We start from the raw sequence: 12,251 nt of genomic DNA on the forward strand, positions 1-12,251 counted from the left end.
TATGCTGATTGCACGCGAAAAACGAAAAACAAATATCGCCGAATACATCCTGTATATCTGGCAGCTGGAGGACTTGCTCCGGGCATTAAATTTTGATTTGGATAAAATCGGCAAATCCCTCGTGTCACAGTTTGATACCAACGAAGAAACCCGGCTGGAAATCTATCAGTGGTATAAAAATATGGTTGTTATGATGCAAAAAGAACAGGTTGGCGAAACCGGCCATATCCAGGTTATAAGAAACCTGACCGACGAGCTGAACTATTTTCATCTGCGCCTGCTTCAGGAAACCAACGATTCGGCATACCGGGCTCTTTATCAGCTAGCCCAACCCCTGATCAACGAATTTCGGCTGAAAAGCAATGAAATTGAATCTCACGACATCCAGGTGGCGCTCCACACCCTGTACACGGTAATGCTGCTTAAACTTCAGCAAAAGGAACTGACACCGCCGACGGCCAATGCCGTGAAACACATCAGTAAACTGATGGGACACCTGGCCGCGAGGTATCGGCAATACGAAGAAGGTGAATTTGAGATCTAAAGAAACCGGTCACGGTACTTTTCTGAGGGCATCAAACAATGTTCACGGCTTCCCCACCAGCGGAAACGGTTTCGGGCAATCCATTGATACAGGCAATCACTCCATTTTTGAGGCATAACCTTGAAAATACGGAATAGCAGGAAAAAGCCGCCCAAAATACGGGCAATCTCCAGGACAGCTGCCGAACGGACATGGTAAGCATCCTGGCTTATCAGAACCACCGAATCGTCAGTTTCGGGAATCTGCCGTTTTTGCAGCCAGTATTTTGCAGTTTCGCTTGTTAAAGAAGCGAAAACAAAACGTCTCTTTTTATCGAACTTCAGAATGACCTGTACGGTATGGCTGCACAAATGGCAGTACCCGTCAAATAAAACGAGATATTTCCCTGCGGGCAGTTTCATTTGTTGTTTTTAAAATCCCGGATCAGGCCTTCGGCCAACCAATTCGCCACCGCCTGCCGGTTATTTTCCCTGACAAAACGTTGCTGGTCGCGATGATGGTTAATATTTCCCAGCTCAATCAGAACAGCCGGCGGATAAGAGTATTTCAACACATAGAGGTTCCGGTCGGATACCGTCCCGTGATAACCGCGGTTTGGCTGATGTTGCGCGTACTTCTCTTTGAAGGTTTGCTGGAGATTTAGGGCCATTTTCCGACCTGTTTTACTCACCTTATCGTGATAAAAGAACACGTCAATATTCTCCCCTTTACTGCGTGAATCCAAATGAATCTCGACTAATCGCTGGAATTTTCCTTTGTGTTCGGTGTAAAGCAGGTTTACGGCGTCTTTCCGTTGGCGGAGCCTGTTCAGGTGGTTGCGCGGAATCACCTCGTTCGGATAACAAACTTCATCCGAATCGGGCTTTAAATAGCTTTCGTCGCGAATGCCGTCATTATCATCGCGAACAATCATATAAACCAGCGCTCCGTGTTCAATCAGCCGCCTGGCCAACCGAAGCGTCACATCGTAAGCATATTCATCTTCACACAGCTGGTGCCCCTGGTAATTCCCGACAGCTCCCGGGTCTGGCCCTCCGTGTCCGCTTACCAGGTAAAAAACAGCCCCGTTCAACTGGTTACTGATCGGTACAACAAGCTGATATTTTTTTCCAAAAATCGGGTAGAGGGTTCCGCCCGCCGGCGGCGCAGCGGCAGGAGCAGATGCAGTGACGGTAACCTCCGCACCCGCCGATTCTGCCGGTACGGGAATATCGGCATTTTTCAAAACAGGAAGCCGGTAAGTCTGCCCGGCATATAAACTGTTATTTTTTCCCAGTTTCGGATGGTTGAGCTCGATAAATTCTTTCATGTATTTTTCAGGGGCCAGATCGTGCCTTTTCAATAAACCGTAAATTCCTTCTCCGTTTTCGGCCTTTGCTGTCTGGTAGTCCTGGGCCAGGGCAAACGAACTAAAAAGAAACATGAACAAAATTATCGCTGAAATTTTATATAATAGGCGCGTAAAAATCAGTACCTTTAAATTCTCCATTAAAATAAATATTTACAAAAAAACAAAATCGTTATTACAAAGTTTAAAATAATTGAATTCAAGTATAAAATTGAACTATAAATTATTCATAATGATCAAAACCAAATTCCAAACGCGAAGGGCAATTCTCGCAATTGTCATCATTTTGGGAATAATTTCCTGTAAAACTACCTTGTTCATTCATGATATCAAAATGGAGAATATCCCAAATAATGAAAATATTTCAACAATCGATTCCAGTATCATCCTGCTGGTTGCACCTTACCAGACTGAACTGAAAGAAGATATGTATGAAATAATCGGTACCAGCGATGCCGAACTGGTTAAAGGAAAACCGGAAAGCCTGCTGACCAACTATCTGTCGGATTTGCTTCTGGATGAAGGAGATAAACTGGCGGAAAAGTATACGCAAAAACCATATCCCGACCTGGCTTACCTGAATTACGGCGGAATCAGAACTGCGCTGCCCAAAGGCCCCATCACGGTCGGGAAAATATACGAACTGATGCCTTTTGAGAATGAGCTGGTTTTACTGAAAATCGGTGGAGAACAGTTGTATGAATTTGCCGAACAGATTGCGCGGCAGCAAGGCGATTGTGTTTCAGGCATCCGCCTGGAAATAAGAGATGGCGTCATTACCCGTTTTGATGTGAACGGAAAACCGGTTAACCGGACAGCCAGTTACTGGATGATTACCAACGAATATGTGGCTAACGGAGGCGATCAGATGAACATGTTGCTTAAAAGAAAAGAATACATTCAATTAAATATGAAAATCCGCGATTGCTTTATTAACCGAATGAGAAAGGATTATCAGGAGGGTAAAGTAATCTCGCCAAAACTTGACGGGAGGATTCGATATGAATAACCGGAGAAAATTCATTCGGCAGTTGATAGGTGCAAGCGCAGGCATATCCTTAGTCCATTTGCCTGATCATTTGTTTGCACAGGAAGAATTGCTTCGTTTAACCATTTTACATACCAATGATATTCATTGTCAGATCGATCCGTTCCCGGCAACCGATCCTTCATATGGGGGTCAGGGAGGTCTGGCGCGGCTTTCTGCCCTTGTCAATAAAATCAGGCAGGAAAACGGTAACATGATGTTGCTTGATGCCGGGGATATGTTCCAGGGAACATCGTATTTCAATTTCTACAAAGGAGAACTGATTTTGAGGATCATGTCGGAAATGGGTTACGATGCATCGACTTTGGGCAACCATGAGTTCGACAACGGGCTGAAAGACCTGAACCGCGACCTCGACTATGCCAAATTCCCGCATATTTCAAGTAATTACGACTTTTCTCAAACTATTTTGTATGACCGTTTTTCGAAATATGAGATTTTTCGCAGAAACGGGGTTAAGATTGGAATCTACGGGCTGGGAGTTGAATTAAAAGGCCTGGTCAGCGAAAAAAATTATGAAGGCACCATTTACAAGGATCCGCTTAAAGTGGCGCTCGAAATGGAATCATTCCTGAAAAACGAAAAAAAATGCGACTTGGTTATCTGCCTGTCACATATTGGATTGGAATACAAGGAAAACAAAATCTCGGACAAAACACTCGCCGCCCAAACTCACTTGACCGACCTGATCATCGGGGGGCATACGCACACATTCCTGGATAAACCGCTGGAACTTAAAAATGCAAATGGGAAAAAGATCATCGTCAACCAGGTTGGCTGGGGAGGATTGGTTTTGGGACGGATTGATTTTATTTTTGACATTTCAGGAAAAAACAAACCGGTCATCTTTTCTCAAAATACCTCTTTAAGCTAGTTTCATGAAACATTACCAGCTACTGGCGCTCACGCTGTCTTCGGCTATTTTGCTCAGCCTGCCGTGGTTAGGGGTGATGCCGGGATGGATCCTTTTACTTGCTTTTATTCCGTTGCTCATTGTCGAAGACCAGGTTCTTCTGAAAAAAGAGAAAAAGAAAAGCATTGTCTTTTTTGGCTATGCCTACCTGTGTTTCTGGTTGTGGAATGCACTGACTACCTGGTGGGTCATGCACGCGACTCTGGTGGGTATCATTTTGGTTGTTTTTCTGAATGCTGCTTTCATGGCCACGGTATGGTGGCTGTACCACCTGATGAAGCGGCATTTTAATGTCTCCTTATCAAATATTTCGCTGGTAGCCTTTTGGATCACCTTTGAATACCTTCACTTTAACTGGGATATTGAGTGGCCCTGGCTCACGTTGGGAAATGGTTTTGCCAACCAGATAAAACTAATACAATGGTACGAATATACCGGTGTCATGGGAGGGACACTATGGATACTGGCAACGAACCTGGTGATTTACCAAGTCTATAAAATTGTGGTTGAAAACCGGTTAAAACAGGTTGCAGGAACGATCGTTCCGTTGGTCTTACTAATTGCATTGCCGGTTTTCATATCTGTTTCACGTTACGATCGGCACATCGAAAAAGGCCCGGTTCGCGAGATTGTTCTTTTACAGCCGAATATTGATCCTTATAATGATAAATTTGATCGGATAAGCCCTGAAAACCAATTGGAATCCTTGCTTCAACTGGCCGATTCATTGATCACATTATCCACCGATTATGTAGTTGGACCGGAAACGGCGCTCCATCCGTTGTGGGAGAATGAACGAACAATCGATTATCCCTTCATTCTTCCATTTCATGAACGGTCAGTAAACCACGGCAAGGTGAAATTTGTATTGGGCGCTACCACGCAGATCTTGTTTTATCCCGAAGAAAACAAGCCGGAAACGGCGCGTAAACTTGAAAATGACCACCTGTTTTACGATATCTATAATTCGGCGCTTCAAATAGATCAGACCCGAGTTGTTCAGAGCTATCATAAAAGCATTTTGGTGAGCGGTGTCGAAAAAATGCCATTCGGCCAATATTTTTCTTTTATCGAAAATCTGATTATCGATTTGGGCGGGACGACCGGAAGCCTGGGCAGACAAAAAGAACCGACCAATTTGATTGCGACAGACGGACTGAAAGTAGCTCCCGTAATTTGTTATGAATCGGTATTTGGAGCCTATGTGATTAAGTTTATAAAAAATGGGGCCGGTTTAATTTTTATTATCACCAATGACGGTTGGTGGAAAAACACCCCAGGTTACAAGCAACATTTATCGTTTGCCCGGCTTCGCGCTATTGAAACCAGGCGCAGTATAGCCAGGTCGGCCAATACAGGTATTTCAGCCTTTATCAACCAGCGCGGCGATATTTTACAGCAAACATCGTGGTGGGTGAAAACAGCCTTGCGAGACCGTTTGCATGTAAACGATGAACTGACTTTTTATGTTCGGAATGGCGATTATATCGCGCGGATCAGCAGCTTTGTCGCGACGCTTTTATTGCTTTATTTGGTAGTTCAAACCAGATTGAAAAAGTAGAATCAGTAAAAAAATCCGCACTAATTCGATTGCGCAAAATCCCTGAATTACAGGATTTGAGTGCCGAAACGGTCAGACTTCCACCGGTAGCGAACTACTCATCCGGCAGTTGCCGGACTACAAGGCCTGTCTTTGCATTCCTAAAGCTTTCTCGGTTTATTGTAAACTGTTGAATTTGCCAATTTTGAATTAATGCGGACAATATCTTTTTAGAACGTTTTCTGTTTCAAAGATAAATTCAAAAGGGCTATTGTCCAAGTAAAATCAATGATTTTATAACATTCCCCCAATATCTGACTGATTCATAAATACATCTGAGAGCAGGAAAATTCATCATAGAACTTTCTTATGAATTCCCCGTAGAAATCCACTTGGAAGCCATTTCCATCCTTACTGTCCGGCAATAAATGTTTCCTTTGTCAGCAATCAAAAGGCCTCATTTTTTTATGAAAATAATTTTGCGAAAGTGAAAAGTAGTTCTATATTTGCACGCACGTTCAAAGGGGGAAAAGCAGCCCCCTGCATGATGAAAAAGAAGTGAGAGATTAAGCTGTTTGAATGGAATGATGGGTGAGTGGTTGGTCCGGCAACTGCCGGATGCTAAACAGCCGATCGTTTTTTAAGTAGTTCAAAAAGTTATTGAAGCCATCAGGAGAGATGGGTGAGTGGCTGAAACCAGCAGTTTGCTAAACTGCCGTACGGGTAACCGTACCGGGGGTTCGAATCCCCCTCTCTCCGCCACAATATTGACAATAATTATTTTCGGGATGTAGCGCAGTCCGGTTAGCGCACCTGCTTTGGGAGCAGGGGGTCCCAGGTTCGAATCCTGGTATCCCGACTTACTAAAAAGCCCTGGTAATCAAGCAAAAACAACGATTACCAGGGCTTTTTCTTTGTCTCATCCGGTGTGTTTTTCAGCATGTTTTGGGGTGTTTTTGGGGCAAAAAGGGTAGTTTTGGGGTAAAATCATTGCAAAAACATTGCAAATGGCAAATGCAAGAATTATTCTCGACACACGAGGCAAGAACGAAAACGATCTATGCCCGTTGAAACTTTCAGTAACACATAAGGAAACAAGGTTTCTCGGCATAAACATTTCTGTTTTGAAAGAGCAATGGTCCGGAGAAGAAGTAATTAACCACCCGAAGGCAAAGATATATAACTCGGTTGTGAAGGCTAAACTGGTTCATGCGGAAAATATAATACTCAGGCTTACCGCTACCGGAGAATTGGCGAGTATGAACGTCAACAAGCTTCGTGCGATCATTGAATCCGGGAACGATAATACACCTGAAACTTCAAAAACAAAACTACTCGACCACTTTGGTTATTACATATCAAATGCGCGGTCAAATAGGACAAAGGAATTATATCAGGATACGGCAAACAAAATAGAGGCATTTTTAGGCCGAAATCCCGACTTTTCAGAAATAAACCTGTCGTGGCTCAAGTCGTTTGACAAACATCTGTCAGAAAGCTGCAAAACTTTAATAGCATCCATTGGCTATCAGAAAGGTTGGTCGAATAGTGTTTCATGTGTTCTTAACAGTTTGGAAACCATTAAGTTAATGAAATATATTCATATAAACAACTGATAACCAATATATTAACTTGCTATTTTTGTAAATTTAAACAGTCTCTAATCGAGAAACCCAAATAATAAATTATAGATGCCCAGTTATTGGAATCAAGAAGGAATTCCACATAAAGGCTGGCGTTTGGAGAACGTGATTGATGTCAGGGAAGATGTTCAGCCCGAGTGGGACACAGAATATGAGACCTGCATGATGTGTGGACAACCTAAAATCAGGTATGTTCATATCGTAACGCACAGAGATGTTGCCGAAGAATTTAGAGTCGGATGCAATTGTGCGAAAAAATGACCGATGACTACATCAATCCACAAAGAAGGGAAAAAGAACTTCGGAGCAAAAATAGTCGAAGAATTACCTGTCTCAACAAGCAGTGGAAAATTAGAAACTGTTTAAATTTTATTTTTGAATTCTGTTAAGAATTTTAACTGAGATGATGACGGTATCATTCATAATACACTTTACAAATGCCCGCAAAAGCCTCCCGCAATAAATCCGCCTCCTCATGATCTTACATCAACTTAAAAGAAACACTACAGTACCGTATCTGATACATGACATACCCCTGTGACCGATTAGTAGTCGGCTGATATAAACGCATTTTTCATATCTTAGTGAGTTTAATTGACTGCGATGGGAAAAGGTGCTGAAAAGATGAAAAGTATATTCTGCTTGTTTATTTTAATTTTTGTGGTGCTTGTTCAGGCAACAGGACAGGCTACTTATGTTTTCCATCACCTGACAACAAAGGACGGGCTTTCCAATGGTAATGTCACGGCCATCATAAGAGACAGTTATGGTTTTTTATGGATCGGTACACAATACGGACTGAACCGCTATGACGGCTACGAATTTAAAGTATATACAGCCAAACCTGGTGTGCCGGACAATATGGTGTCTAATAATGTTGTGGGATTGCAGGAAGATGGCTTTGGCAATCTTTGGATTAGCAGTGTCTCCTACATGGTGTACAACCGCGATAAAGATAACTTCATCAGCGATGTCCCCAATTTTTTGGAAAGATTTGGAATTCATGTTGACCGCAATTACAAAATATATGTCGATAAAATGAAAGATTTATGGGTGTTGAGCGGGCAGCAGGCATTTTTTTATGACACACGTAAAAAAGCATTAAAGGTTTTTAATATCGAAATACGGCTGGACGAAGTCGTAACGGCCGAATTAAGCGATGACGGGGAGCGCTTGTATGGTATTTTAAAGCCAGGGCTTTTATGGCAGATAAACAAACAAACCGGTAGCCAGGAAGTGATTAAACTACCGGATAATCCCGGTCCAGGTCTATACGACAGATTGTATGCAGACCACAAGGGAGGGGTATGGCTTTGGTCCGGTAAAACAGATTTGATCAGTTACAGGAAAAGCCGGGGGGAGGATTGGGCACAATTGCAGCTAAACCCGGGCGCCCAATCCAGCCGGATGCTGCATTTTCTGGATGATAAAAACGGCCATATTTGGATTGGCACCGATCATAACGGGTTATTCCTATATGACATTTCCGGTGGTTCGGTTACGAACCTGTTGGAAGACCAACGGACAAGCTCATCCATTGCGTCCAACCATATCGAATGCCTGTATAGGGATGATTCAGGAATTATTTGGATAGGGCACAATAAAAAGGGTATTTCGTATTACCACTATAGCTTTCAGAATATTATAAATATTGAAGACCCTGCATGCAGGGACGTGAGCGTAATACTTGAAGACAAAAAAGGCCGCTTATGGTTAGGCACTGACGGAAATGGGCTGTTCCTGAAAGAGAAGGAAAGTGAAGTTAGGCAGCTTCCGATCCCGAAAAGTCCCATCGTATCGCTTTTGGAAGACCGGAAAGGCCGGATATGGATCGGGACCTATTTGGAGGGCCTTTATTGCTACGAAAACGGGAAATTTGACCGGTTTACCACTGAAAACTCCAACCTGGCAGCCAATAATATTTGGAGTTTAAAAGAAGACCGCTACGAAAACTTATGGATAGGGTCGCTGGGAGGGGCGATACAATGTTTACGCAAAGGGGAAGGGAATTTTAACACTTTGGAAAACCTGTGCGAAGGCGTACAGCACCCCCTGGATATGTTTTACGACGGTGGCGATAAACTGTACATTGCGACTGTTTATGGCCTTTATGCCGTTGATATTAAAACAAATGATTGCAGCATCTATATGGGGAATAAAGCCGGGACACAAAGTTTCAAGCAAAATCTGATAAGCTGTGTCTTCAAGGACAGCAAGAGTAACATTTGGCTGGGGCACACCGAAGGATTGAGTTTATGGGATGTAAAGGAAGATATAATTTATTATATTGATAAGGCAAATGGCTTGCGGGACAACATCATTCGCGGCATTGCCGAAGATGACCACCAAAACCTGTGGGTAACCACAAGCAATGGTCTTTCAGTTCTTTCTGCAGAGCCCGATGCCCGGGGAAATTTAAAGATTACCTTTAAAAACTTCACGGACAAAGATGGCCTTAGCGACAATTATTTTAATAGTAATGCTATTTTTAAGACCCGCAGCGGAGATATCCTTGTCGGAGGGACGGAAGGATATTCTATTGTCAATCCGAATAAAATGGTGGAGAAAAACCAGCCTTTGGTCAAAGTGACTTTTACCGGATTGAGCGTCGGAGGGAAGGATATTGATGTTGATTCGCTTTATAACGGGAATAAATTGCTCGAGCGGCCGATCGAACAAACCAGCTCGTTGACATTCAGGCATAGTGATAAACTTATTTCCTTCCATTTCACTACAGGCGACATGCTGTATGCCGATAAGGTAAAATATGCCTATAAACTGGACGGGTTTCATGATCAATGGCAAACCACTTCCGAAAACAGGATCGTATTTTCATCATTAACGCCCAACGACTATAAACTCTACATAAAGGCATGTAACAGTGATGGCGTATGGGGCGATCAGGTTTCATTTTTGAACATTACCGTAACACCACCCTTTTATTTGTCGGGCTGGGCAATAGCCCTGTATATCCTTTCAACGATTAGCATCTTCGTTTATATTGTGCATCGCACCCAAAGAAGGCACAGGATAAAGCTTGAAACGCAAAAAATGCAGATGGAGCGGGAGCAGGAAGCCAACCTGAACGAAATGAAACTTCGGTTTTTTACCAATATCAGTCACGACCTGCGTACGCCGCTTACGCTGATCCTTACTCCTTTGCAAACCCTGTTAAACGCACCATTGGAGGCAGGATTGCGCAAAAAGCTTGATACGATAAACAAAAGTGCTGAGCAACTGCTGCATATGATTAACACCTTGTTGGATTTCCGTAAATTAGATGTGGGGGCCGAGGTTTTGCGTCTGAAAGCCAGTGATTTGGTGAGTTTTATCAGGGAATTATGTTTCCCGTTTCATGGTTATGCCATCGAACGTCAAATAGAGTTTTCTGTTGACAACGAGATGGAGAGCCTGACGACGCAATTTGATCCGGACAAAATAAGGAAGGTCATATTGAACCTGCTTTCCAATGCGTTCAAATTTACGCCCGATGGAGGAATTATAAACATTCATATTTACCGGGAGGAAGATGGTATTTGTGTCGTGGTGTCTGATTCGGGAGAGGGGATTAGCGATGCTGATAAGCCACATGTTTTCGAACGGTTTTATCAGTCGCCCCGGCACCAGGAGAAAACAGGCAGCGGAATAGGGTTGCACATCGCGAGTGAATATGTTCGGATGCATGGCGGTAGTTTTGCTGTTGAGGATAACAGGCCCCGGGGAAGTATATTTACCGTCAGGCTTCCGGTCCGGGAAACCGACCTGATAGAAGAGTTTCCTCCTGAAGCAACAGAAAATGAAGAATTATTTGAACAGGAGAAGGAACAAGGGCAAGAACTTCCTGCAAATCCCGTACTTCTGTTTGTTGATGATAACAGGGACTTTTGCGAGTTTATGGCCGATAGTTTGTCGGATGAATACACTGTATTGCTGGCCTATAATGGACAGGAAGCTTTGGAGGAGTTGCAGAAAAACGATGTCAACGTTGTGGTGAGCGATGTGATGATGCCCGTGATGAGCGGGACAGAGCTTTGCGAACGGATAAAAACCAACATTCAATGGTCTCACATTCCGGTAATTCTGCTTACTGCGCGTACAACTGAAGAATATCAACTAGAAGGGCTGAAATTAGGTGCGGATGATTATTTAACTAAGCCTTTTAATTTCAATTTATTAAAGTTGCGTATTCGCAAATTTTTGGAGTGGACAGAAAAATGCCATCGTTCGTTTAGCCAAAAGTTGGATATTTCGCCAAGCGAGATCACGATCACCCCCCTGGACGAACAACTGATCGGGAAGGCGATCAAGGCGGTGGAGGAACACATCAGTGAACCTGAATTTTCAGTAGAGGAATTGGGTATGGCTGTTGGGCTCAGCAGGGGCCACCTGTATAAAAAGCTGATGAGCATCACGGGTAAAGGACCGGCGGAGTTTATCCGCACGATTCGCCTCAAACGGGGAAGGCAACTTCTGGAGAAAAGCCAGTTGCACGTAGCCGAAATCGCTTACGCAGTTGGATTCAATTCTCCCAAACGGTTCACCATCAACTTTAAGAGTGAATTCGGCATTTCACCATCAGACTATCTTCGCGGCCTGGTAAATAAGACTGAGACAGATTTAGATACCCCACAGTGAACACAATGGTCTTTTTTATAGTTGTAAACCGGACTAATTTTAGTGTTTGAATGAACCAATTACTTAAAAACAGAGAGTTACAATTATTCGCAGAAATGAAATTAGGGCGTAAAGAGTCGTTCAACTATTTCTTCGATTACTATTACTCCGGTTTATGCCTTTATGCCAACACCTATATCAGGGACCTGAGCGCTTCGGAAGAAGTCGTGCAGGACGTGTTTGTACGGTTTTGGGAAAAACGCCGAAATATTGCCACCTGACCGAAAACGCCCTGCAGCTCATCCTTGTAAGTGATAACGGCGGCATTTGGTTATGTTGGAATTATATTGAGAAAGATTATTACGATTCTCTTTAATAAATAGTAACACTCCTTTTTTACTGGTATTATATCCCCCGGAGCAAATTGTTCCCGGGGGATTTTTTTTGTCTGGTCCCTCCCTTTCTTTTTCTCTTGCCGATGTAGGGGTTAAATTGCTGTTGACAGCCCGGTAAAACACATGAATACCCCCAATACGATACATGGCGGACCCTCTGCTTTAAATATTGACCATACTTTTACCATCTGCAATAGCCTGATTGA

At 43.3% G+C, this 12,251-nt stretch carries 9 protein-coding genes and 2 tRNA genes; 9 read left to right on the forward strand and 2 right to left on the reverse strand.

Annotated elements, in window-relative coordinates; translation table 11 throughout:
• Nucleotide 1 precedes the first annotated feature (1 nt).
• Nucleotides 2–544 (forward strand): DUF4924 family protein, encoded by a 543-nt coding sequence (locus AC6H3C_RS10170; RefSeq protein ID WP_497520660.1) that lies wholly within the window; start codon nucleotides 2–4, stop codon nucleotides 542–544.
• Here AC6H3C_RS10170 and AC6H3C_RS10175 read toward each other — a convergent pair.
• Nucleotides 541–945 (reverse strand): thiol-disulfide oxidoreductase DCC family protein, encoded by a 405-nt coding sequence (locus tag AC6H3C_RS10175; protein WP_497520661.1) that lies wholly within the window; start codon nucleotides 943–945, stop codon nucleotides 541–543. The genes AC6H3C_RS10170 and AC6H3C_RS10175 overlap by 4 nt on opposite strands.
• Complete coding sequence (locus tag AC6H3C_RS10180) at nucleotides 942–2,033, reverse strand: N-acetylmuramoyl-L-alanine amidase family protein (RefSeq protein WP_497520662.1); 1,092 nt, start codon at nucleotides 2,031–2,033, stop codon at nucleotides 942–944. Before AC6H3C_RS10180 ends, AC6H3C_RS10175 begins: the two co-directional genes overlap by 4 nt.
• Before the next feature lie 91 nt (nucleotides 2,034–2,124).
• Between AC6H3C_RS10180 and AC6H3C_RS10185 the strand changes: the two genes are divergently transcribed.
• The 8 genes from AC6H3C_RS10185 (at nucleotide 2,125) to AC6H3C_RS10220 (ending at nucleotide 11,931) form a co-directional block, all read left to right on the forward strand.
• Complete coding sequence (locus AC6H3C_RS10185) at nucleotides 2,125–2,901, forward strand: 5'-nucleotidase C-terminal domain-containing protein (protein WP_497520663.1); 777 nt, start codon at nucleotides 2,125–2,127, stop codon at nucleotides 2,899–2,901.
• Entirely contained in the window at nucleotides 2,876–3,814 is a 939-nt protein-coding gene (locus AC6H3C_RS10190) for a bifunctional metallophosphatase/5'-nucleotidase (RefSeq protein WP_497520664.1), read from the forward strand. The genes AC6H3C_RS10185 and AC6H3C_RS10190 overlap by 26 nt, the downstream gene beginning before the upstream one ends.
• Nucleotides 3,815–3,818: 4 nt before the next feature.
• Nucleotides 3,819–5,414: an apolipoprotein N-acyltransferase gene (gene lnt / locus AC6H3C_RS10195; protein WP_497520665.1), complete on the forward strand. Its 1,596-nt coding sequence runs from the start codon at nucleotides 3,819–3,821 to the stop codon at nucleotides 5,412–5,414.
• 651 nt (nucleotides 5,415–6,065) lie between these two features.
• A tRNA-Ser gene (locus AC6H3C_RS10200) sits at nucleotides 6,066–6,155 on the forward strand.
• A gap of 22 nt (nucleotides 6,156–6,177) precedes the next feature.
• A tRNA-Pro gene (locus AC6H3C_RS10205) sits at nucleotides 6,178–6,252 on the forward strand.
• Between the two features lie 148 nt (nucleotides 6,253–6,400).
• Nucleotides 6,401–7,009, forward strand: coding sequence for an Arm DNA-binding domain-containing protein (locus tag AC6H3C_RS10210; RefSeq protein ID WP_497520666.1), 609 nt, complete (start codon nucleotides 6,401–6,403; stop codon nucleotides 7,007–7,009).
• A 651-nt stretch (nucleotides 7,010–7,660) separates the two neighbouring features.
• Nucleotides 7,661–11,671, forward strand: coding sequence for a hybrid sensor histidine kinase/response regulator (locus AC6H3C_RS10215; protein ID WP_497520667.1), 4,011 nt, complete (start codon nucleotides 7,661–7,663; stop codon nucleotides 11,669–11,671).
• A 50-nt stretch (nucleotides 11,672–11,721) separates the two neighbouring features.
• A complete protein-coding gene (locus AC6H3C_RS10220) occupies nucleotides 11,722–11,931 on the forward strand; it encodes a hypothetical protein (RefSeq protein ID WP_497520668.1) in 210 nt (69 codons plus the stop codon).
• Nucleotides 11,932–12,251: the final 320 nt, after the last annotated feature.

The sequence above is a fragment of the Gaoshiqia sp. US2 genome, from assembly GCF_059705485.1.